Raw genomic sequence first — 22,970 nt, 5'->3', positions numbered from 1 at the left:
TTTTCATTAATGCTTACTATCGTAATATTCCTTCATTAAATACCAGGCTTTCTTTCTGTACCCCTGATCAGATACCAAGCCCTTACGGTTCCAATCTTCCTGATTGGTTGGATGAAAACGGAAAGGTGAACGAAAATCAAATAGTACCCAGGGAGAAGTCCCGCTCAGGTTAGGGATATGTTTAAACATTTCCAGATTGTCTCTGTATAAAGTGGCCTGATAATCTTCGCTCCATGAACTCACCAAATCAGCATCGCCTGTTTTACCATATAATGCTTCTCCGCCAAACTCAGAAACGATTAAAGGCTTACCTCTGGCTACCTCCCAGATGGCCTTATCTGGTGTAACTGGCCATGGGTGGTACCATCCCATGTATTTGTTCACTGCTACCACATCCAGTTCTTTCATAAAAGGATCATCCATTGTAAAAACCTGCCTCTTGTTATCAAAACGAACCAAATCGCAAGCTGCTGTGATTAATCGTGTGGTGTCTATCGTTTTACAGGTTTCAATCAGATATTTTAAAAATGAGTTTCGAGGCTCAGAGGGCTGAGTTTCGTTCGCTACACCCCAAAAAGCTAAAGCACAACGGTTTTTATCGCGCAGAACCATTTCCCGCATCATTTTACCTGCTTTTTCTCTGGTAACCTCGTTTTTGAAATCTATACCCTGCCAAATGGGGATTTCTTCCCATAACAAAAAGCCCATTTTTTCGGCCATCCTTACAATATATTCGTTCTGAGGATAATGTGCTAAACGGATCATGTTACAGCCCAAAGCTTTGGCTTCCGTTAATAAAACTACTGCATCTGCTTCTGAGAAGGCCCTCCCTTTTCTTTGTGGTATTTCTTCATGAAATGAGATAGACTTCATAAAAATTGCTTTGTCATTCAGGTAAACTTTTTCTCCTTTCACCCAAATGTTCCGGAAGCCAATTTGCTCTTCAACCTGATCGTTTTCGCTTGATACCCTCACCTTATATAAAGTTGGCGAAGTTGTTGACCAGCGTTTCAGCTTTTTGGTGGCAAATGAGGTTTTCACTTCTCCATTGCCATCTGTTTTAAGTGTTTGCTTTAATTGGAGTTCAGGAATTTCGATGGTTACCACAGCATTGGCTTTCTTTTCCGAAAGTTTCACGCTGGCATTAATCTTATCTGTTTTATATTTATCCAACTGAATAAAATAATCATCGATATAGGTCTCCGGTGTACTCAGCAAAAAAACGTCACGCGTAATGCCTCCATAATTCCACCAGTCAAATGCCATTGCCGGAATTGCATCTACCCTGCGTGTGTTGTTCACCTCAACTGCTAAAAAGTTATCTTTATCTTTTACTGTATTGGTTATATCCAGCTGAAACGGCGTAAAACCGCCTTCGTGCTCAGCAATTTCCTTTCCGTTCAGGTAAATACGGCAACGGTAACTCACCGCCCCGAAATACAAGAACAAACGCTTGCCTCTTTCTTTAGTCACATCAAAACGACGGGCATACCAAATTGTACCTTCATAGTATTTAAGTTCAGGCATTTGGCTATTCCAATCCGAAGGGACATTTAAGAGGTATCCATTTTCAAAAGCGTATTCATAAAAATCGGTTTTACCTTCCGGCTTTTTATTCAGGAAGATTTTATTTTTCCTGCCCTGATCGTATAAATCGATGATCGCATCCCATTTTCCATTAAGCGATTGCACATTTCGCCCGTATACATTCGTCATTGTATGCTGTGCATTGGCATCAGCAAAGATCAGGCTAAAAGAAAGGGACAATACCAAACAAAATGTTTTCAGCTTCATATTAAATGTATATATTATTTCTTGTAAATTTTCATTGCTAATCCACCCCCTTGAGCCATCATAAGACTCATTTTACGATTGGCAGGAATGGCAACCGTTTCTTTTTTATAATCTGTGGCTATGCGGTTCGCATTTACGCCATCTTTGTACAATTCGGCTACATAATTTCCTTCGCCAAGAAAAGAAAAGTCGAATTCTAATTTGCGGGCATCCCAATCCGTTGTGGCGCCTACATACCACACCTCTGCTTTTCTCCGGGCAATGGCTACATATTTTCCTATTTCGCCATCTAAAGCAACTGTTTGGTCCCATACCGTCGGAATAGCACTAATAAAATCGGTACACTCCTGCTCCTTCTCGTAATTGGTAGGACTATCACACATCATATTTAATGGCGATTCAAAAATTACATATTGGGCCAATTGGCGACAGCGTGTTCCCTGGCTCATTGGCTGATCATTGATGCCGCGATGGGCTCTTTTAGTGGCATTGCGCATCGCTCCTTGCGTATAATCGATTGGGCCAGCTACCATACGGATAAAAGGCATGGTTACGTCATACGTAACCTGATCCAGCTCCGGACCGGTCCATTTCATCTGTTCCAATCCATGAACAGCCTCAAAATTGATCACATTTGGGTACGTCCGGTTAATACCTGTTGGTTTATAGGTTCCATGAAAGTCAAGCATGAGCCTGTACTTTGCTGCTATCTGGGCCGCCCGGTAATGGAAATCTACCATTTGTTGATCGTCCCGATCCATGAAATCAATCTTAAAACCCTTCACCCCCATTTCCGAGTAGTGCTTGCACACCTTTTCCAGGTCCCGTTCAAAAGCATAATAGCCTGCCCATAAAATAATGCCTACACTTTTTGCTTTCGCATAATCAATCAGCTTCTTCAAATCTATTTCAGGCACTACCTGGAACAAGTTGGCTTTTTTATTTACAGCCCAGCCCTCATCCAGAATTACATACTCAATCCCATTTTTCGATGCAAAATCAATATAAGCCTGATAAGTCGCTGTATTTACACCTGCCTCAAAATCAACATTCGAAATTCCCCAATGGTTCCACCATTCCCAAGCCACTTTTCCAGGTTTAATCCAGGAAATATCCTTTAATCTTGAAGGAGCGGCCAGTTTATAAACCATATCATTATCGGCCAATTGCTTGTCTTCTGTAGAGACAATCACAATTCGCCAGGGAAATTTCGCTCCGGCTTTGCTTTTAGCCAGATAAGGCTGACGTGAAGATACCAATTGTTGCAATTCATTGTGTCCACCTTGCTGAGTAGCCATAGGATAAGCTGCAAAATTAGATTGAAGCGAAGTAGAGCCATTGCTATTTCTTAAATACATGCCAGGATACCCCTCCAGATCGGCCTCCGCTAAACAAACTTTTTTTCCATTGTCTACACTCACTACCAACGGCGAGAAAGCAAGCTTATCGGCACTAATTTTACTAAGGGAGGTATACGTGTATTCATTTTCAAAAGAGTTGAAATACTGGCTTTCAATATCTTTAAATTTTCCTTTTACGTATGGAACATAAGCATTAAAATCCTTTGGAAAACTGAATACAGCTTCTTCATTTTTTACCACAATCGGCTTATTTCCAGTGGATACAAAGCGATAAGCAATCCCTTCATTATAAGATCTGAAAATCAAGTTAAAATTCTCCTGGAAGCTAAATACAAGCTCATTATAATGGTCATCAATTTCATTTCTTTTATAAAAATGCGCGTTAATTTTTTGATGGAAATTGGTAGCTTTTGTACTGTTAAGTTTAGAGCCTTTGCCCCAGGTTATTCCATCATCTATTACCATCGCAAGCGATGAGGGTTTCAATATGGTATCTCCATGATGTATGAGCGAGTAGCTAATTTTGTCATTCAAAGAAATAGTTACAATCAACTTTCCATCAGGAGACTTTAACTCATACTTTTTTTGCCCCAACGCATTGATGGTAAGGGTAAAGATTAAAAATGTACTAAAGATATATTTCATGCTTGTTTTTCTCATTTCATGATTTCGTAACGGTACATTACAAAGTCATTGATGCGTGGTAGTGTTACTTGTATCGTACCTGCTCTACTTACTTCGGTATTCATTAATTTTCCGTTTCCTAATACTGGCGTACATATCAGTTTAGTTCCCGCAGGCAACCATGTTTTTATTGATCCAACAGATTCCGCTGTATGCTCTCTGTAAAAAATGAAGTAACCTTTGTTATCCTTTAAAGATTGAAAACCCGTCCAGGATCTACCAGAAGGCTCATCTCCAATAGGCAAAATTGTTCCCAGATGGAAATCGTGCTGAATCTTCCGATAAGCTTCAATCAAATCCTTAATTTTAAATGCTTCAATGGGCAATCCTGTACCTTCCATCCATGCCAGCGGCTGCCCGGCCATAGTAGTCGCAAAAAGATAGTCAAAAGAGTAGTTGTTTGGCGCAAATAAGTCACTGCCATATTTATCTGTGTTTCGCCATTTATTTAGAAACTCGATCTGCAACTTCTCCGCAGGAACATACCTGGACAACTGCCATAAATTTCGCAAAGTCCAATACGGATAATAATTCTGCCAGTCCGTATAACGATTCTCTAGAAAAATATTCCCATACTCGTTAAAAGTATAATATCCTGCTCTTCTGCCAGCGGTTGCGTCCAGGTTAAACACCACCTTATTATTGGTCTTTAGCAACACGCCATCAAACAACCTGCGGAGATTAATTTCTGATTGTTTGGTTGGAATAGCCAAACCATCAATCTTATAAGTTCGGATACCGTACGCTTTGTGCAGATCCACCAATGCTTGTACATCTTTTTCCCAATCCGCATAATCGTTCTGTACGCTTGGATTAAACCAAAGGCAGATTTCTATTCCCAGTTCTTTGGCCCTTTTTACTACCGGATGCAAACCCCTAGGATATTTAGCCGGATCTGGTTTCCAGTATGATGGATTATCCCAGATATTTTTGAAAGAACCTTTTGCCACAGCAGAATTCGGACTTTTACCTATTTGCCAACCGTCATCTATTTGAAAATGTGACAGTCCTAGTTGAGCAGCCTTTTCTACTTCCAACAAAGTAAATTTCTCATTTACCTTCGCATCCTGACTTCGATCCCCCCAGGTATTCATCATTACCATTTCATCACGTTCTGGCAACAACTTCCTGATATTCTTCTGATAGCTACGCAACGCCATTAATTGCTGAAGTTCAGTACCACTATATACACCAATTACGCTGCTGTAAGCTTTGGCCCAGACGTCTGTTTTGATGTCCTTTGCAGTTAAGCCCAATCCGGTAACCGCAAAATGGCTAAAATCGGTTGTAAAATCATCACCCTGATAAGCCAACTGTACACTAGATGTTGGCGCTTCCTTCAAAAAGAAAAAACCTCTATTAATTTCGCTATTATGAGCCACCAGTAAATTCCCTCTGTAAGAGGTTTTGCGGTATGGAATAATATTTCTTTCCTGTAACAGGTTATTGTTCCAATCCGTTACATCAAAAAACTCAACAATTTTGGTTTGCCAATGAAAACCATCTAATTTGATCTGATCTAATATTGCCGTCATCTGCTGCGACTTCATATCTTCCGCAAACTCAATATTTTTTCTGTCGGCCGCATTGGCCTGTTTAGCAACTACCGGTAGATTTGTACTTCCTTTTAAGTAAATGTCACAGGCTATCACCGGACTGTCTTCATAAATCCGATATACTTTTTTAATTGCTAAGGTGCCGCACATTGAAATCACCTCTATAGCCAGGTATTCCGGCTGAATAGATGTTCCTTTGATTTCTTTTACAGCATATGATCCTTTTGATGTGGCAGTGTCTTTTGTGAACTGAAAATCTGGATTTTTGGATCTATTAAACCATTGTTGTTTGGCATTTTTATCCGTTAGGCTGTAAGTTATTACATTCCCATTATTCCAGTAAAATTTTCGCTCTATCCATTTGTTCCCTATAACCAAAGTGTCTTTTTCCAAACGACTGTAATAGCGGCCTTGCCCATAAGCTGAGCAAAAAACACTTAAAACAAACAGCATTAAAAATATCCTTTTCATCTCCCTTTGCAAAAAATTTCTATTGAACCTGCAGGTCATTAAGCCTATTCCATCCACCCGCCGTAACTTCAGCATCAAGGGCTAATTTAATAGCTGGCCGGTTTTCTTTTGTGGTGTCAACAATGGCTACTGCCCAGGAATATTTACCTACGGGTAAATCAACAGTAGTTTTCAAATCATAAGTCAAGGGTTTATCTTTCAGCCAATTTGATGGCTCACTTTCCTTATCTACAAAAATTCTTTTAACCTTATTTTCTGCATCCAGTAATGCAAAAGCCACTTTATATTTATAGTTCCATTGCGGAATGTTGTTGGGAAAATATCCCCAACCCATATTTTTCCAGCGATGTGTAATCTTTGCTGAGGCATTGGATTTGATATGGTCGGGAAGGTTAATTTGATCAGGATATAAACGATAACCACCTTCAGAAACAAAGCCCTGCACCAATGAAAAAGCCTTTTCAAACCAGGAATCAGTATCTCCAGAACGAAAATCCATCATATTTACATGAGCCTCTGCTGAAGCCTCATACTCTCCCTGTCGGACGTCTTCGGCATGCCCCTCCTTGTACTTACCACTTGGGTCTGTCCAATACCGATGTGTACGGGATGTAATCCAGCCCCCTTCCATAATTATGGGGCGCTTAAAGTTCCATTTCCTGGCGAAGTCTTTTTCCCAACCCTGATAGTAACCTGTCATCCCGAAAGCATCATGTCTAAGGCTATAGCCTTTTTCAATTGCTTTAACCAAGAGCCTATCGCTATTTGGATTAGCTGCAGCCCAACTTTCAGAATGGCCTACCAAACGGTGATAATTAATCACTAAAGGCACCTTAGTAAAGGTTCGTGAATATAAATCCGTTACCCAATCAAATACTTCTTCTTTTAGTTTTTCTGTATCTTCAGAAGTGGCAATTTTCGGATCCTGGTAAACCACATGGTGTGCTTCGCCCCATTTACCTAAACCATAGGCATCAATAAAAGCGGTACGTACTGGATCATTAAATTCTTTAGCCAGCGCCTCTATAAATTTTGTGTAATACTTTTTAAATACCAGATCCTGAGGGTAAGGTGTCTGCCTATCCGGATGTTCCGTATTTTCCAAATAATATTTAGCACCAGCTTTAAAAACAAACTGTGGTGTATTCTGACCCTGGTCCCGTCCATCTACCACAATACGGAAAGCTATGGGTAATCCCCTCTTCTCCGCTCCCTTAATTAGCTTTGCAATCCGGGAACCTGGATCATTCCATGCATACATACCATCTTTGGGATTCAATGAAGACCAACTCGTACGGATATAACATGCAGAAGCATAATCCAGGGCCTTTACTTTCTTGTTTAATTGTGGTACAAAATACTCCGTATCCCAATAAGATTCATCAGCGCTACGTGAAGCATACATCACCCAACCATTTAAAGGATTACGCAGTACGGTTTTGCTGTTGTATTTTGGTTTTAAGGAGGTGTAATTTACCTGATCATTTCCTTTATTATGGACAACATTATATTTTGAAGCACTTATAAATATTGGGCAGCAAAGCGATACAACCAAGACAGTTTTGACTACAAATCTGTGGTGAGTTCTCTTCATACGTTCATTTGGTTAGTTAACGACTTATGGCACAAAAGTAGCCAAACACCACTTTAACCATGGTATGGATTTGTTCAGAAATGGTTTGTTTTTGTACAGAAAGCGCCAAAAGCAAACCTTACCAAGGCCCAACAATGACCTGCCACAAATATATTTCTTTTAAGTTAAATACAAACCTCCTGATGGACTTCTGGTGGATTCATAGTAGTAACGTATATATGAGGACCCAGGCAATCGTACAGAAAACCCAGAGCAATCCCACAGCAAACGCACAGAAAATCCACACAACGTATGCGCTTTCTGTGGATGTTCTATGCCTTTTCTTTGCCTTCATTCTGCTTTTGATACGGCCAAGAATAGGCGTTGAATCTGATGTCGTTTGTTGCTATAACTTTTTAATAGATGGAATCTTGCTGGTTTGTCTTAATCAACTCCGAAAAATTCTGCCTCTACTGTACCATTATCAGTTTCCATCCGAATATTTTCAATAGAGCCAGGCTGCTGATCGACACTCCCTTAGCAATTACCCCATTACCAATGACATTTTATCTTTCATATTATTCCTACTATTCGACAACTCCCGTTTTTCTCAGGTAAAGCTTATGTCAACATTGAATTAAAATTCGATTAAAACTACTTTGTTAATTTCTAATTTATTCTATTTGTATAGAATCTGAACGTAGAACTGATCAATTATCTTGAGGTTATCCTACATTTAAGGCAGCAATAAATACAAGACAAAATGAGTGAATCGAAGGTTGCAGTATTATATCAAAAAAGTCCGCCCCCTGTCAAGTATGGAATCTTGAAACCTATGAAACCGGGAGGGTATTCTGATAGCGGTGCAGATATTGCATTTTCTTTGAAAAGCAAAAATATCTGCATAATTACACCAGTAGAACATCCCTTAGTTAATAATGATTACGACTGGGTGTTCCCTGACGATGTTGAAGGAATTGAATCCGCTATGGCAAAAGGGGCGAACACATTCTGGCTGAACACCGTACTTTATGAAGGGCATCCTATCCAGAGTTACATCGGAAAGGTGGAAATAGTAGGACAGCGGCCAGGTGACACAGATAAATATGACGATAAGCTATTTGCTAATAACCTGCTTAGAAAAAACAATCTGCCCGTGCCGGATTCCTTAATGGTCGATGCTGATAATAAATACAACTACAGATTGGAATTTTCATTTCCGGTAGTAGTCAAACCAATCAGGGGTCGTGGAAGTCAGGGCGTATCAATGGCCAATAATCAGCCGGCTTTGGATAAAATTTTACAGGAAATGTTTGATGCAGATCTTTATGGAACTGCGGTATACATTGAGCCATACCTAAAAGGTCAGGAAGTAACTTTAACTGTTATGCCTCCAGGATCATACCTCATTGATGAACGGATGGTAATCAAAGACAAGCACTGGAGCCTTCCTACCGTAAAACGGTTTAATCATGAAAATGGCATTGCGCCTTATAATGGAGTAGTCGCTATCGTCAACAACAGTGCAGTTTTGGAGGAATGCGAGGAAAATTCAGTAGCGATTCTATTAGTCAGTGATGAATGTGCACAAGCGGGTTCAATTATAGACGGCAAAGCGCCGATCAGGATCGACTGCAGAGCCGATGATCAGGGCAAATACTTTTTATTTGACCTGAATATGAAACCTAACATGACTGGCGCCAGTCGCCCCCATAGAATGGATCAAGATAGTTTAACTGCATTAGCAGCAAGAGCAATAGGATGGGACTTTGGCTCACTATTAACCAATATGCTGGCGCAGAAATGGTCATAAAATTGAAAGCAAAGATATCTTTAAAAAATAAGCGCAACCTACAATAAAAGTCACTAATGAGGCGAAAAACCCTTAAAGTTCATTGCTATCATAGCATCAATTGCGATAAGCTATTTTTTAATTTACCGGTTACTCTGGATTATAGCGTTGGTACTTTAATTTGATAGAACTACCTAGCATTTGAACAGGTGTGACTACATTTGCCAAACATTTTTAAATAGCCGGTCATTGCTGCCTTTATCACATGCTAAATGATATTGTTAAGGCATAAAAACTAATAATTAATCAATGTATAAACTACTCGTTCCATTTTTCATTTGTTATATTCATTTTTCCATAAATACTGCCTACGGGCAGGCTAAAAATGCTTTAGGCCTCGGTCCAGCAATAAATGTTTCGAAAACGGGCTCATACAATCGCGAAAGTGGAATTGGTGCTAGATTGCAAGGCGAAATAAAACTTGCAAACAGAATTTCTTTAGTACCATCGATTGGCCTAGAAACGCCTTATAATGGATATTTAGGTATTTCAGGAAAGTATTATCCAATACCTAGATTTCACCTGCTTTTCGGTGGGATAGCCTATATTGGAGGTGATGTTTATGCCGGAGTTGGACCTTCTGTAGCTATAGGATATCAACTGGTAGGTTCCAGACGGAATTTTATAGACATAGACCTTCATGGAGAAATAATTAAAGTAGACCCTTACGAAAACACAACTGTTCTAGGGCTTCGACTAACTTATAATTTTTCTTTTTCTAGACCGAAATAGGCTTTACATTATTCCCAACAAACATGCCCCCCTATTGGGCTCGAATCAAAACATACTTTAAGCTACGAGATAAAGGCTTATAAATATTTGGAAAGAAAAAACCCCTCTTTACGGACTGTAAGGAGGGGTTGTGGGCCATGATGGGCTCGAACCATCGACCAAAAGATTATGAGTCTTCTACTCTAACCAACTGAGCTAATGGCCCCGATGCATTTTTTCATTTGCAGGTTGCAAACCTAGGCTTTTTTATGCAGATTTCAAAATGCAGGAAGTAAAAAGCAAAACCTGCTACCCACACCAATTTCACTTTCAACCCATATTTTTCCATTTTCTGCCGTAATAAAGTCTTTAGAAATCGCTAATCCCAGTCCCGATCCAGATTTGTTATACCCATCTGTTGGCACCTGAAAATACCTGTCAAACAAGCGTTCACGATACTGTTCATCTATTCCCTTGCCAAAATCCCTGACAGAAAACTCAATGTTTCCATCCAGTTCCACAATCTGAACAATCACTTTTGATTTAGCAGGGCTATAACGCAATGCATTAGACAGAAAGTTAATCATCACCCAAGCGGTTTTTTCAATGTCTGCGTTTACATCGGGTAAATCATTACGGCAAATCAGTTCCAATAGGATAGATTTCTGTTCTGCCTGAAACCTAACCGCATCCATAGCATAAACCGCTATCTTCAACGGATTGGTCCTTACAAAATTGAGCTGTAAATTACCTGTCTCTACTTGCGCCAGGTTTAACAATTCACCGGTAATACCCAACAGCCGGTCACTATCTTCCTTTATATGCTCCAGCAATTGCCGCTGTTCCTGATTTACCTCACCTACCCTATTGTCACTTAAAAGTTTGAGGCTCATCTTGATGGATGCCAATGGTGTTTTTAATTCATGTGATACTGTAGCTATAAAATTAGTCTTGGCTTCATCCAACTCTTTAAATTCAGTAATGTTTTTAAGCACATATACTGTTCCTGCCGACTTTGTTGCTGCAATCAATACACTTTGTTCCTGACGGTCAAAATTAGGGATCACAATTTCCTTGCTGTCCAGCTGAAAATAAGAATCCTTGTGATCTGCGTAAATTTTTAGGGGATTGCTGTGGTCAGTAGTTTCCAAAATCCTTTTCAGCAGGTCATTCTTAAGGCCCAATTCTTTAGAATTTTTTCCAAGTACATCATTTTTGTTCAAATTAAGCAATCCCGCCGCAACTTTATTTAAAAACAACACTTCCTGCTTATGGTTAATTCCAATAATGGCATCATCCATCTGCTCAATGATGGCTTCAATTCTAAGTTTTTCTGACTTAAGCTCTGCCAAATTGCTATTCTCCCATTCAGCAAGCAATGCTGTCATCGCATTGAATGCTTCAGCCAATTCAGAAAATTCATCATTGTTATGAAATTCGAGCCTTTGCTTATAATTCTTACGGCTCACCTCTTTTATGGCCATTATAAACTCATGGAGCGGATTGGCTACAAAACCAGGAAAATTAACAATAAAGCTAAATAAGATAAGGAAACTAATAGAGGCTGCAAAAATAAGGTACAATGTCGCCTTCTCCACAGCTGCTTGTGCTTTTGCATTCTTTCTTGCAATTGCATTCAGGTTAATCTGTTCAATGTTGCTTAAAACAGATCTAATTTCACGTACGGCATTTTGCTCAATGATTTGGCTGGCAGGCTTTGAAACTACAACCTGATAGGCATTTTTCAGTCTCGTTACACTAGCCTGTTCACCATCTTCTGTCACATTTAAGGCTTCCAGCCTCATCTGTTTTTCAAATGCGCTTTTCACAGTGTCTGCTAGCGGAAGATCATTTTGATCCAGCAGTGTCCGCATTTCGGCAGTATATTTTAAAGATTTATAATTGTCTTTTAAAATCACCCTGGCACTACCCGAAATTTCGTTCAGATAAAATAGAGAGATGGCACCAAAAAACAGTACCACGGCAAAAAGGAATCCAAATCCAAGGCGAAGTTTTGTTTTTATTTTCATTTTATTTAGCTTAAAATAACCAGATCAGTGTCCCTGGCGGCAATGCTTCGTAATAATTGGTTAAATATAGCAGTTCGCAGGATGACCTGTAACAAATTTAAATGCGGCTTGCCAATGCATATTGTTGTAATTTCCTTTTCTTCTGCAACGCGGATAATGGTTTGTGTAATCTCATCGCTTTTCACCTTCAATACCTCTGCCCCAAGTTCTGTAGCCAGTTTAAAATTATTAATCAAATGCCGCTGTTTATCCAGCTTAATCTTATCTCCACTTTCCCTGGCGCTTTGCACATACAATACCACCCATGGGGAGCGATAGTAAGAAGCCAATCGGGCAGTTTTGCGGATCACTACTTTTGCTACTTCAGCGTTAGAGGAAATACAAGCCAAAAAACGTTCTGGTCTCAACTTAATTTGCTTAGGCACTTCAATATTGATTTTCCGCTCCAGGTGATGTGCTACCTCTTTTAGCGCCAGTTCACGAAGTTGCAGAATTCTTTCAGGCTGAAAAAAGTTATGAAGTGCCAGCTCAATTTTACTACGGTCATAGATCTTCCCCGCCTTAAGCCGATCAATCAGTTCATCAGCAGTTAAATCTATGTTGACAATCTCATCAGCGGACTCAAGGATTTTGTCCGGAATCCGCTCAGTAATTGGAATACCTGTAATGGTTTCAATCTCCTCATTCATACTTTCCAGGTGCTGGATGTTTACCGCGGAGATCACACTAATTCCAGCATCCAGAATATCAGCTACATCCTGCCATCTCTTGCCATTCTTACTCCCTTCTACATTAGTATGGGCCAGTTCATCAACAATTACGACCTCAGGATGCAGATTGATAATTCCTTGCACATCCATTTCTTCCAGTTCCTTACCCTTATAAAAGATTTTTCTTCTTTTAATCACCGGAATACCATGTAAAAGTGCATGGGTCTCCTCACGGTTATGGGTTTCAATGTAGCCAATCTGAATGTCGATACCATTTTTTAAAAGTGCATGAGCTTCCTGCAGCATGCGGTACGTTTTTCCTACGCCAGCACTCATACCAATGTACACCTTAAACTTACCCCTTCTTGATTTTTTCACCAAGTCAAGAAACTTCTTTACAGAATCAGCTTTACCATCTACTTCCATAACATTAAACTAAAATGAGACAGCAAAACTAGCTGTTAGCAAAGCATTGTGCTTAACAAATTGATCTTCTCGTCCAAACACAGCATCTTTACTGTTATACAATTTGCCTTCCAGCCTCACCACTGCATTGCTTATTGGTGCATAATCAATATTTAAAGAATATCCAGTTGTTTTAAAGCCATTAGCTGTACCTGTTGCAATAAAGACGCCATTTTTATCTTCGTAATACTCCACTCTACCCGCCATTGCCCATTTACTGTTAATTTTATATTGCGCAATAGCCACAGGAGATAACACTTCATTTTTATCACTACTTCCCTTTACTTTTTGCTGTGTTCCATAATCAAATCCAAGCGTAACACCAAACTGGTCGCTTAATTGAAATATTCCGTACACATTGTGGTAAAAACGTCTCACACGTACAGAATCAGCACCTTCAGTACCCAGGTAATTGCTATAATTCACCGTGATTTTACCAGTTGGTTTCCAGCTAAGCTGTACTCCTCCTGCCGGCTGACTATTTCCGGTCTGGCGGGTCATTCTTTGCCATCCATTCAAATAAAGTGCCGTAGCAGTCAATTTTCCATCATTGGTAATGTAGGTCATTTTTGCACCCGATTCATAATAAGGCGTGTTTTCTGAAGAAATGTTCCTTGTAAGCACCCAGCAATCTTTGGAGATGGCACTTTCAAAACCAATATGAGAAGAAAAAACACCAGCATCCAGCCAAAGGTTTGCAGATTTGGAAAGCTTTAGTCCCGCATTGGCTTCAAAGATATTCTTCAACACACCAGGTTCCGCAGCAAGATTGGCATTTGCATAAGTTCCGGCCATTACAGCAAGGTTTGCACGAACCATTCCATTTTCATAGCTACCTTTAATAAAACCAAGATTTAAGTTGACCTCATTATGCCGGTTATGGGAGTATATAAACCCAGGTCTATTGTTGTCTGACGGTTTGTTAAAATCATATCCAAAATAAGTTTCCAGGTATCCTGTTACTTTAATTTTTGGTTCTTCCTGTCCAAAAGTAATTGAACTTGTAAGTAATGCAGCGGCTAATATTAAGAGTTTTTTCATCTGTATAAATTTGTTTTTAATTGTGATGAAGCTATCAGATTTATTCATCCCACTGTGCGGTTAGAAAAATCATGATGGTTTCATTGTTATATAAATTATTTTAATTCGTCGAGTGCGATATTTAATTTTAATACGTTTATCGATGACGGGCCAAACAACCCAAATAGAGGTCCTTGAGTGTTTTTAGCCACCAATTCAGCTACTTTTCTTTCGTCCAGTTTACGGTAAGCAGCAATCCTTTTAACCTGGATCTTTGCGCCCTGTTCAGAAATATTAGGGTCTAAACCACTTCCTGAAGCGGTAATCATATCTGCCGGTATATCTGTTTTATCAATTGTTGGGTTGTATTTCAGCAGCGTGTCAATCCTGTCAGATACCTGTTGCAGGTAATCCGGATTTGAAGGTCCCTTGTTTGAACCAGCAGAGCCAGCCGCATTATACCCAACTGCCGAAGGCCTGCCCCAAAAATATTCTGGTTTTGTAAAAGACTGGCCAAGCAAAGCATAGCCTACCACTTTACCGCTTTTCTTGATTTTTTCGCCTCCCCCTTTTCCTTCAGAAAAACTTCCGGCAAATGCTACAATTAAGGGATAAACAACGCAGAGCAGTACCATTAAAACTGCAGTTAAGCGTAAGGATTGTAATATGAATGGTTTCATGATTTTAATTTTAAAGTTTAAACGAATAAGCCAACTAGTAAATCGATTATTTTAATTCCAATAAACGGTGCAATTACACCTCCAAGGCCGTAAATCAGTAGATTCCTGCGCAATAATGCACTAGCGCCAATGGCTTTATATTCCACCCCTTTAAGCGCCAATGGAATTAGAATAGGAATAATGATGGCATTGAAGATGACCGCAGAGAGGATTGCACTTTCCGGAGAATGTAGGCCCATGATGTTTAAGCTTTGTAAAGCGGGTATTGAAGCAATGAACAAAGCCGGAACAATAGCAAAGTATTTTGCCACATCATTTGCAATAGAAAACGTAGTCAGTGTTCCACGAGTGATCAGTAATTGCTTACCGATTTCAACTATCTCAATCAGCTTTGTGGGGTCATTATCCAAATCCACCATGTTACCAGCCTCTTTAGCTGCCTGGGTACCACTGTTCATGGCCACGCCAACATCTGCTTGTGCAAGCGCAGGCGCATCATTTGTTCCATCACCCATCATCGCAACCAACTTACCTAAAGCCTGTTCTTCCTTAATGTAATTCATTTTATCCTCAGGTTTTGCTTCAGCGATAAAATCATCTACACCTGCTTTCTCTGCAATAAATTTGGCGGTCAATGGGTTATCACCAGTAACCATTACCGTTTTTACACCCATTTTACGTAAGCGCTCAAAACGCTCGCTAATGCCCGGTTTAATGATATCCTGCAGCTCTATTACACCCATAGTTTTCTCGTTGAGTGCAACCACCAAGGGCGTACCTCCATTATTTGATATGGCCTTAACCTGATCTTCTGTCTCCACCGGAAAGGGATTTCCAGCTTTCAAAACCATATTTCGGATGGAATCAAAAGCGCCTTTACGGGTTCTCTTACCATCGGCAGTATCCAATCCGCTTGATCGTGTCTCTGCGGTAAATTTAATGAAGTTGGAACCCTCCGGAGCTGCTTGTATGCTGTGTCCTTGTACAGCGGCCAGCTCAAGAATAGACTTACCTTCTGGCGTTTCATCTGCCAGTGAGCTCATGATACAAGCTTCAATAAAGTGGTTCATATCAACTCCCGGCGCCGGATAAAAACTAGTGGCCTTACGATTACCAATTGTAATTGTCCCTGTTTTATCCAATAACAATACGTCAATGTCACCGGCGGTTTCTACAGCTTTACCAGATTTGGTAATCACGTTTGCCCTAAGTGCCCTATCCATGCCCGCAATACCAATAGCAGATAAAAGTCCCCCAATTGTTGTGGGGATGAGGCAGACAAATAACGAAATTAGCGCAGCAATGGTAATTGGAGTATTCGCATAATCTGCAAAAGGTTTTAAAGTCACACATACAATGATAAACACGAGTGTGAAACTTGCCAGCAATATGGTCAATGCAATCTCGTTAGGCGTTTTTTGCCTTGAAGCACCCTCAACAAGTGCAATCATTTTATCCAGGAAGCTTTCGCCCGGCTGTGTATTTACCTGCACTTTAATTTGGTCTGACAATACCTTGGTACCTCCAGTTACGGATGACTTGTCACCACCAGATTCCCGGATCACCGGTGCAGATTCCCCTGTAATTGCAGACTCATCGATTGTAGCAATACCCTCTATGATCTCACCATCTGTCGGAATCGTATCACCTGCCTCACAGATAAATACATCACCTTTTTTAAGTAAAGAAGAGGAGCGTATTTCGGTTTTACCATCGGCAAGGAGAACTTTGGCAGGTGTTTCCTCCCTTGTTTTTCTCAATGAGTCTGCCTGTGCCTTACCCCTTGCTTCGGCAATGGCCTCGGCAAAATTAGCAAACAATACGGTCAGCAACAGGATGAGAAAAATAATGAAGTTATATGCAGGGGCACCTTGTCCGCTATTGCTCATGGAGTATATTGTAACATACGCCATAATCACGGTTCCGATCTCTACGGTAAACATGACCGGGTTTTTAATCATTACCCGGGGATCAAGTTTAATGAAGGACTGTTTCAGTGCAGTTTGCACCAACGCAGGTTCAAATAATTTATTTGACGAGGTTTTCATCTCTTTTATATTTTAATTTAATGATGATGAAGCTTGCTATCGCAGGTTTCATTCTGTAATCTATTTTAGCATCGTAAAGTATTCTGCCAATGGACCTAAAGCCAAAGCAGGGAAATAAGAAAGTGCATTTAGTACGATGATGACAGCAAAGGTCATCAGACCGAAAGTCAGCGTATCTGTTTTCAGTGTACCTGCAGATTCAGGAATATATTTTTTAGCACCAAGCAAACCAGCAATGGCTACCGGGCCAATAATTGGAAGAAAACGTCCCAGTAACAATACAAAACCCGTAAGCACATTCCAAAGGATGTTATTGTCACCCAGGCCTTCAAAGCCAGAGCCATTATTTGCGTTTGATGAAGTCACCTCATACAGCATTTCTGAAAAGCCGTGGAAGCCAGGATTATTGAGCCAATTTTTTGGTTGTACTGCCCAGTCGGCTTCTCCGTGTGTATTAAAAATATAACTCGCAATGGCTGTTCCTGCCAGGATCAAAAAAGGACTAAGCAGCGTAATCAAAGCGGCAATTTTAACTTCCCTGGCTTCTACCTTATGGCCAAGAAACTCCGGTGTTCTTCCCACCATCAATCCTGAGATAAATACGGCAATAATCAAATAGATAAAGTAGTTCAGCAAACCTACACCGCAGCCACCATAAAAGGAATTGACCATCATACCGAGCAATTGCCAGGCGCCAGTCAATGGCATGGTAGAATCGTGCATACTGTTTACAGATCCTGTAGATATAATTGTAGTTACCGTACTCCAATAACCGGATATAGCTGGGCCAAAACGAACCTCTTTACCTTCCATAGCACCTGTAGCTTGTGATATTCCCATTTTAGCCAGTGCAGGATTTCCCCCCAGTTCCGAGCTTACCGTTGGAATGAGCAACAAGAACATTCCTATGGTCATTACCCCAAAAATTATCCAGGCTAGTTTCCTTCTTCTGATAAATATTCCAAATGCAATTACCATGGCAATCGGGATGATGACCTGAGCAACAAGCTCAACTGTATTGGTGATATAATTCGGGTTTTCCAATGGATGCGCTGAGTTCGCACCAAACCAGCCGCCACCATTGGTTCCCAAATGTTTAATGGCAATCATACCAGCCGCAGGCCCTCTCGAAACATTTACCGTATCGCCTTGAAGAGATATAAATTGATCCTTGGCATCATAACTAGTCGGTGTTCCATTAAAGGCAAGAATGATCGCCACTATGAAAGATAAAGGCAAGAGCAATCTGGTAATCGATTTTACAAAAAAGTCCCAGAAGTTGCCTAATTTTTCGGTTGTTTTGTCCCTGAATGCTTTAAAAAACACAACAGCAGATGCAATACCTGTTGCGCAACTGACAAACATCAGGAACATCATCACCAGATGCTGGGTAAGGTAGGTTACCCCACTTTCTCCAGAGTAATGCTGTAAATCACAGTTTACCACAAAACTAATGATGGTGTTAAAAGAAAGATCCGGGCTCATTCCCGGATTTCCATCCGGGTTTAAAGGCAATTTGTCCTGATACATGAGCATAAAGAAGCCATAAACTAACCAAACCAGGTTGATGGTTAATAAGGCTTTCATGTGTTGCTTCCAGTTCATTTCTTCTTTCGGATTGATTCCGGAAAGCTTATAAATTCCCCTTTCTAAAGGTTTTAAAAAGTCAGTCCAGACCTTTTCTCCAGCAAATACCTTAGCCAGGTATTTACCCAGTGGAATAGCGATCACCAAGGTGAGCAAGTAGGTGGCTATAATTCCAAATAATTCAGTGTTCATGGTGTTTAATTAAAATTTTTCAGGTTTAATCAGCACGTAGGTCATATAGATGAAAACGGCGATTGCGATTAAGAATAATGCGATCATAATGTGTTAGATTTTTTCGAACCAGTCGATGGATTTGTAAACTACCCTGCAGAGGATCAGCAGGGCGAAAAATAAAATGAGTATCATCATAATTGGATTTGTTTTCTCCCCTTATGCCAATACCTATACCATTAAAAAGAAAAAACACACAACACCTTAATAAACAAACACATGCAAACAAACTACTCGTTTTATAAAATAACAGGCATAAAAAAACCCTTCCATTTTGGAAGGGTTTTTATCATAATGGAAGAGCAGTCTTCATCTAACCGATTTTATATTCTTCCATCTTTCTATATAAAGTGGTCAGGCCTATGCCTAAAAGTCTTGCTGTTTCCGTTTTATTGCCCCGGGCATGAACAAGCACTTTTTGAATGTGCTTTTTTTCTACATCAGCCATATCCAGTGAACTTATTTCTGTACCAGATGTGTAAAATTCAGCAGGTAAGTAAGCATCATCCAACACTTCTCCATCAGCAAGAATCACTAACCGCTCAATGACATTCTTCAATTCCCTGATGTTCCCCTTCCAACTATAGGAAGTTAGCACCTCCAGCAGTTTATCCGTGAGCTTCAGCTCCGGCTTGTTTACTTTTTTAGCAAAAAGTTTCAGATAATGCTTTGCCAACAACTCAATGTCACTCTTACGTTCCCGCAAAGCAGGAAGAGGAATGGTAAATACCGATAAGCGGTAATATAGATCAAGGCGAAATTTACCCGTATCGGCTTCCTCCTTCAGGTTCCTGTTAGTGGCAGCTATAATCCTCACATTCACTTTACTGGTCAGGGTATCACCTACCTTGATAAAAGACTGGTTTTCCAATACCCTCAGCAATTTTGCCTGCAGGTCTAAGTTCATCTCTCCTATTTCGTCCAGAAACAGCGTACCAGAATTTGCCTCTTCCAACAAACCCTTTTTATCTTTCACAGCACCTGTAAAGGCACCTGCTTTATAGCCAAAAAGTTCAGATTCCAGCAGTTCAGGACTAAATCCACTACAATTAAGCGCCACAAAGGGCTTTAACTTCCTGGGGCTTTCAAAATGGATAGCCTGGGCAAACACCTCTTTTCCCGTACCGGTTTCGCCCAGAATCAATACTGTAGTATCAGAAGATGCAACTTTCTGAGCCAATGATACTGCCTCTTTAATAGATCTGGAATGTCCGAGTATAGAATCAAAATTATATTGACGCTGAATCTTACTTTCCAGTTCATATACTTTTAGCTGAAGCATGGCTTTATCCATTGCCTTGTACAACAGCGGTATAATCTTATCATTGTCATCACCTTTGGTAATGTAATCAAAAGCACCGTTTTTCATGGCCATTACGCCATCGGCTATGGTACCAAATGCGGTTAAATTGATAACTTCAACGTAAGATTTTATGTTCTTTATTTCTTTAACCAGCTCTACGCCATTAAAATCGGGAAGCTTTACATCACTAATTACAACGCCAATTTCCTGGTTAGCCAGAACCTTTAAGCCTTCTTTACCTGTAACCGCCAGAAAAACCTTAAATCCTTCCAGTTCTATGATCCTTGCCAGGAGACTACCAATCTTTTTTTCATCGTCTATAATCAGAACTGCTGTTTGTTTCATCGGTTTTATAAATTATCCGTGAATGGCTTCCCTGGTACCAAAGCTTTGAATCAATTCGCCTTCAAAATCCAGCCATTCCTTCCAGCGCTTATCCACATCAATATCTATGGTATACTTACGGGCAAAATTTAGAAAAGTGGTATAATGACCTGCTTCGGAAACCATCAGGTCATGGTAGAATTTTGCCAGTTCAGGATCCTTGATGTTCTGAGAGAGTACCCTAAATCGCTCGCAGCTCCGTGCTTCAATCATAGCGGCAAACAACAAGCGGTCAATAAAAGCAGAATTTCTACTGCCATCCTTACGGTTAAATTTTACCAAACGGCCTACATAATCATCCTTCCGCTCGCGGCCCAAAGTATAACCACGCTGTTTAATAATATCCACCACCATTTGAAAGTGCTGCATTTCCTCTATTGCAATGGCGGTTAGTTCTTCAACCAAATCCATATGCTCAGAATTATTGGTAATCAGCGTTATGGCATTTGTTGCCGCTTTCTGCTCACACCAGGCATGATCGGTTAAAATCTCTTCTAAATTTGATTCCGCAATATTTGCCCAGCGCGGGTCCGTTAACAGTTTTAATCCAAGCATGAGGTAATTCTATTCTTACCCGCAAAAATAGCTAATTTTGCCTAAATTTAAGCAGAGATGGACAACAAGCGTTTACTGGTTATTGGGCTGGTTTGGCCAGAGCCAAGTTCTTCCGCAGCGGGTAGCAGGATAGTTCAATTGATTGAGGTATTTCTATCCGCAGGTTATGAGGTTACTTTTGCTTCTGCGGCTTCGAAAAGCGAATTTAGTTATCCCCTAACAACTCTTGGAGTAACAGAACGTGACATCCTGCTAAATGACGGGAGTTTCAATGTTTTTGCAAAAGAAATAAACCCGGCTTTGGTGCTGTTTGACCGTTTTGTAATGGAAGAGCAATTTGGATGGCGGCTACGCCAGGAATGTCCTGACGCCTGCACAATTTTGGATACTGAAGATTTGCATTGTCTGCGCAATGCCAGACAACAAGCCGTCAAAATACAAAACCCATCTTCAGAAGCTACGCAGCCTGAACTGAATTTATTTACAGACATGGCCAAGCGTGAAATTGCTTCCATATTACGCTGTGATTTATCGCTCATCATTTCCCAGTCTGAAATGGACATCTTGCAACAACAATTCCGCATAGATCCATCTTTACTTTATTACCTCCCTTTTTTAGAAGAGGCGCTGAGCATTGAGGAAACAGAAAACTGGAAAAGCTTTGAAGAACGGGAAGGTTTTGTTTTTATCGGCAACTACCTACACGAACCCAACTGGCATACCTTACAGGTGCTAAAGACAAAGATCTGGCCGCTATTAAGAAAATTCCTGCCTAAAGTAAATTTGCATATTTATGGTGCCTATGCCCCTCAAAAGGTGATGCAAATGCACAATGTAAATGAGCGTTTTATTGTCCATGGCCGGGCGGCAAACGCCAGGGAAGCTATTTCATCTCATCGTGTTTTACTGGCTCCAATCCAATTTGGGGCCGGGCTTAAGGGTAAACTTATTGATGCCATGCAAGTTGGTACACCCTCGGTAACGACCGCTCTTGGTGCCGAAGCAATGCAAGGGGAATTAGACTGGAATGGTGCCATCATTGACGATCCAGACCTCTTTGTGAACAAGGCAGCACTGCTTTATGAAGATGAGCAAATGTGGAGCCTAGCACAACAAAATGGCGTTCAGATCATCAACCAGCGTTACCATAAGGCCTTATTTGTAGCTGACTTTATAGAAAAAACCGAATCTTTAGCCGCAAATATCAAAACCCACAGGCAACATAATTTTATTGGCCAGGTTTTGCAGCACCATACTGCAAATAGTAATAAATATATGTCCCTGTGGATTGAGGAAAAAAGTAAGTCAGGAATTCATTAAATTATTAAGTTCCCAAGATATTCACTGTTAGCCATTTTTTTCTGATCTTCTGAACAAAAAGAAATGTAAAGATGAACCCTTTGACCGCTCCATTCCTGCGGAATATTAAGCACGTCGCGTCCAACAATTCGTTTTTGTCCTCCTACACTATAAGCTATTTCCTCCAATTCTTCGCAGTAGGCTATCATCATTACCCGGTCTGCTGCAACTGGCCATTTGTTATTACTTAACCAGGTAAATACAACTTCTCCATTTTGCAGTTCAGCTGATGGCTCCCGGGCCGGCTGCAAACTACCAAGGCTTAAGATGACTTTTGAGTAATCAAGAGTGTACTCTGGATACGCTCCACTTAGTGCATTCAATAACACGGTGGATATAGCCTTACTATAAGCGTTTTGTCCAGGCCCTTTAGCTTCTCCAAAGCTGACTTTTACAAAATCCTTAACAGATTTAGTAAAGCTGTTTGCAATTGCAAATCTAGCTCTCGATGCGAGTTGTAGTTCTGACGGTGGTACAGTAGATGTTTTTGAGACCCCACGTGCAACCAGTTTTCCATTTAGTATGTAGTAAATCATGTCTCCAACTCTACCAGTAATATGTCCTAAAATTCCATTTTTTAAACGTGCCATAATTGT

General features: G+C 40.4%; 17 protein-coding genes and 1 tRNA gene. 3 read left to right on the top strand and 15 right to left on the bottom strand.

Going from position 1 to position 22,970, the window contains the following annotated elements; genetic code table 11:
• Nucleotides 1-6: 6 nt before the first annotated feature.
• Genes LPB86_RS15065 through LPB86_RS15050 form a run of 4 tightly spaced genes read right to left on the bottom strand, consistent with a single transcriptional unit; the run spans nt 7 to nt 7,460 of the window.
• A complete protein-coding gene (locus LPB86_RS15065; protein ID WP_230645388.1) occupies nt 7-1,794 on the bottom strand; it encodes a glycoside hydrolase family 2 protein in 1,788 nt (595 codons plus the stop codon).
• 14 nt (nt 1,795-1,808) lie between these two features.
• Nucleotides 1,809-3,800, bottom strand: a complete 1,992-nt coding sequence (locus tag LPB86_RS15060; RefSeq protein ID WP_230645386.1) for a glycoside hydrolase family 97 protein — start codon at nt 3,798-3,800, stop codon at nt 1,809-1,811.
• A gap of 11 nt (nt 3,801-3,811) precedes the next feature.
• Nucleotides 3,812-5,941 carry an alpha-galactosidase gene (locus tag LPB86_RS15055; RefSeq protein WP_230645384.1) on the bottom strand — a complete coding sequence of 710 codons (2,130 nt, stop codon included), beginning with the start codon at nt 5,939-5,941 and terminating at the stop codon, nt 3,812-3,814.
• Nucleotides 5,886-7,460 (bottom strand): DUF4832 domain-containing protein, encoded by a 1,575-nt coding sequence (locus LPB86_RS15050; RefSeq protein ID WP_230645382.1) that lies wholly within the window; start codon nt 7,458-7,460, stop codon nt 5,886-5,888. The genes LPB86_RS15055 and LPB86_RS15050 overlap by 56 nt, the downstream gene beginning before the upstream one ends.
• Before the next feature lie 742 nt (nt 7,461-8,202).
• Here LPB86_RS15050 and LPB86_RS15045 point away from each other — a divergent pair.
• On the top strand, nt 8,203-9,252 hold the full coding sequence (locus LPB86_RS15045) for an ATP-grasp domain-containing protein (protein WP_230645380.1): 1,050 nt from the start codon (nt 8,203-8,205) through the stop codon (nt 9,250-9,252).
• Nucleotides 9,253-9,540: 288 nt separating this feature from the next.
• Nucleotides 9,541-10,023: a hypothetical protein gene (locus LPB86_RS15040; protein ID WP_230645378.1), complete on the top strand. Its 483-nt coding sequence runs from the start codon at nt 9,541-9,543 to the stop codon at nt 10,021-10,023.
• Nucleotides 10,024-10,154: 131 nt separating this feature from the next.
• On the opposite strand, the gene LPB86_RS15035 is transcribed toward LPB86_RS15040, so the two are convergent.
• The 10 genes from LPB86_RS15035 to LPB86_RS14995 all read right to left on the bottom strand — a co-directional run bounded on the left by LPB86_RS15035 (nt 10,155) and on the right by LPB86_RS14995 (nt 21,015).
• Nucleotides 10,155-10,228, bottom strand: a tRNA-Ile gene (locus tag LPB86_RS15035).
• A 52-nt stretch (nt 10,229-10,280) separates the two neighbouring features.
• Nucleotides 10,281-12,032 carry an ATP-binding protein gene (locus LPB86_RS15030; RefSeq protein ID WP_230645376.1) on the bottom strand — a complete coding sequence of 584 codons (1,752 nt, stop codon included), beginning with the start codon at nt 12,030-12,032 and terminating at the stop codon, nt 10,281-10,283.
• Nucleotides 12,033-12,037: 5 nt separating this feature from the next.
• Nucleotides 12,038-13,168, bottom strand: a complete 1,131-nt coding sequence (locus tag LPB86_RS15025; RefSeq protein WP_230645374.1) for a sensor protein KdpD — start codon at nt 13,166-13,168, stop codon at nt 12,038-12,040.
• A gap of 9 nt (nt 13,169-13,177) precedes the next feature.
• Entirely contained in the window at nt 13,178-14,248 is a 1,071-nt protein-coding gene (locus tag LPB86_RS15020; protein ID WP_230645371.1) for a porin, read from the bottom strand.
• A gap of 95 nt (nt 14,249-14,343) precedes the next feature.
• Nucleotides 14,344-14,907 carry a K(+)-transporting ATPase subunit C gene (locus LPB86_RS15015; RefSeq protein ID WP_230645369.1) on the bottom strand — a complete coding sequence of 188 codons (564 nt, stop codon included), beginning with the start codon at nt 14,905-14,907 and terminating at the stop codon, nt 14,344-14,346.
• A 17-nt stretch (nt 14,908-14,924) separates the two neighbouring features.
• Nucleotides 14,925-16,955 carry a potassium-transporting ATPase subunit KdpB gene (kdpB, locus tag LPB86_RS15010; RefSeq protein WP_230645367.1) on the bottom strand — a complete coding sequence of 677 codons (2,031 nt, stop codon included), beginning with the start codon at nt 16,953-16,955 and terminating at the stop codon, nt 14,925-14,927.
• A 60-nt stretch (nt 16,956-17,015) separates the two neighbouring features.
• Nucleotides 17,016-18,734, bottom strand: a complete 1,719-nt coding sequence (gene kdpA, locus LPB86_RS15005; RefSeq protein ID WP_230645364.1) for a potassium-transporting ATPase subunit KdpA — start codon at nt 18,732-18,734, stop codon at nt 17,016-17,018.
• A gap of 9 nt (nt 18,735-18,743) precedes the next feature.
• Nucleotides 18,744-18,821, bottom strand: a complete 78-nt coding sequence (locus LPB86_RS20970; RefSeq protein WP_370632835.1) for a potassium-transporting ATPase subunit F — start codon at nt 18,819-18,821, stop codon at nt 18,744-18,746.
• Between the two features lie 265 nt (nt 18,822-19,086).
• Nucleotides 19,087-20,421, bottom strand: coding sequence for a sigma-54 dependent transcriptional regulator (locus LPB86_RS15000; RefSeq protein WP_230645363.1), 1,335 nt, complete (start codon nt 20,419-20,421; stop codon nt 19,087-19,089).
• 12 nt (nt 20,422-20,433) lie between these two features.
• Nucleotides 20,434-21,015, bottom strand: coding sequence for a tRNA-(ms[2]io[6]A)-hydroxylase (locus LPB86_RS14995; RefSeq protein WP_230645361.1), 582 nt, complete (start codon nt 21,013-21,015; stop codon nt 20,434-20,436).
• Between the two features lie 57 nt (nt 21,016-21,072).
• Here LPB86_RS14995 and LPB86_RS14990 point away from each other — a divergent pair, with 57 nt between their 5' ends.
• Nucleotides 21,073-22,335, top strand: a complete 1,263-nt coding sequence (locus LPB86_RS14990) for a glycosyltransferase family 4 protein (RefSeq protein WP_230645359.1) — start codon at nt 21,073-21,075, stop codon at nt 22,333-22,335.
• Here LPB86_RS14990 and LPB86_RS14985 read toward each other — a convergent pair.
• Complete coding sequence (locus tag LPB86_RS14985; RefSeq protein ID WP_230645357.1) at nt 22,332-22,964, bottom strand: DUF6266 family protein; 633 nt, start codon at nt 22,962-22,964, stop codon at nt 22,332-22,334. The two genes, LPB86_RS14990 and LPB86_RS14985, sit on opposite strands and share 4 nt — an antisense overlap.
• Nucleotides 22,965-22,970: the final 6 nt, after the last annotated feature.

It is taken from the genome of Pedobacter sp. MC2016-14 (genome assembly GCF_020991475.1).
Taxonomy (GTDB): domain Bacteria; phylum Bacteroidota; class Bacteroidia; order Sphingobacteriales; family Sphingobacteriaceae; genus Pedobacter.
This window is presented reverse-complemented; position numbering and strand designations above follow the sequence as displayed.

What these genes read in the sequence shown, in the direction of transcription:
- LPB86_RS15065 (WP_230645388.1), bottom strand. Translation starts at nt 1,794, where the DNA reads ATGAAGCTGAAAACATTTTGTTTGGTATTGTCCCTTTCTTTTAGCCTG.
- LPB86_RS15060 (WP_230645386.1), bottom strand. Translation starts at nt 3,800, where the DNA reads ATGAAATATATCTTTAGTACATTTTTAATCTTTACCCTTACCATCAAT.
- LPB86_RS15055 (WP_230645384.1), bottom strand. Translation starts at nt 5,941, where the DNA reads ATGCTGAAGTTACGGCGGGTGGATGGAATAGGCTTAATGACCTGCAGG.
- LPB86_RS15050 (WP_230645382.1), bottom strand. Translation starts at nt 7,460, where the DNA reads ATGAAGAGAACTCACCACAGATTTGTAGTCAAAACTGTCTTGGTTGTA.
- LPB86_RS15045 (WP_230645380.1), top strand. Translation starts at nt 8,203, where the DNA reads ATGAGTGAATCGAAGGTTGCAGTATTATATCAAAAAAGTCCGCCCCCT.
- LPB86_RS15040 (WP_230645378.1), top strand. Translation starts at nt 9,541, where the DNA reads ATGTATAAACTACTCGTTCCATTTTTCATTTGTTATATTCATTTTTCC.
- LPB86_RS15030 (WP_230645376.1), bottom strand. Translation starts at nt 12,032, where the DNA reads ATGAAAATAAAAACAAAACTTCGCCTTGGATTTGGATTCCTTTTTGCC.
- LPB86_RS15025 (WP_230645374.1), bottom strand. Translation starts at nt 13,168, where the DNA reads ATGGAAGTAGATGGTAAAGCTGATTCTGTAAAGAAGTTTCTTGACTTG.
- LPB86_RS15020 (WP_230645371.1), bottom strand. Translation starts at nt 14,248, where the DNA reads ATGAAAAAACTCTTAATATTAGCCGCTGCATTACTTACAAGTTCAATT.
- LPB86_RS15015 (WP_230645369.1), bottom strand. Translation starts at nt 14,907, where the DNA reads ATGAAACCATTCATATTACAATCCTTACGCTTAACTGCAGTTTTAATG.
- kdpB (WP_230645367.1), bottom strand. Translation starts at nt 16,955, where the DNA reads ATGAAAACCTCGTCAAATAAATTATTTGAACCTGCGTTGGTGCAAACT.
- kdpA (WP_230645364.1), bottom strand. Translation starts at nt 18,734, where the DNA reads ATGAACACTGAATTATTTGGAATTATAGCCACCTACTTGCTCACCTTG.
- LPB86_RS20970 (WP_370632835.1), bottom strand. Translation starts at nt 18,821, where the DNA reads ATGATCGCATTATTCTTAATCGCAATCGCCGTTTTCATCTATATGACC.
- LPB86_RS15000 (WP_230645363.1), bottom strand. Translation starts at nt 20,421, where the DNA reads ATGAAACAAACAGCAGTTCTGATTATAGACGATGAAAAAAAGATTGGT.
- LPB86_RS14995 (WP_230645361.1), bottom strand. Translation starts at nt 21,015, where the DNA reads ATGCTTGGATTAAAACTGTTAACGGACCCGCGCTGGGCAAATATTGCG.
- LPB86_RS14990 (WP_230645359.1), top strand. Translation starts at nt 21,073, where the DNA reads ATGGACAACAAGCGTTTACTGGTTATTGGGCTGGTTTGGCCAGAGCCA.
- LPB86_RS14985 (WP_230645357.1), bottom strand. Translation starts at nt 22,964, where the DNA reads ATGGCACGTTTAAAAAATGGAATTTTAGGACATATTACTGGTAGAGTT.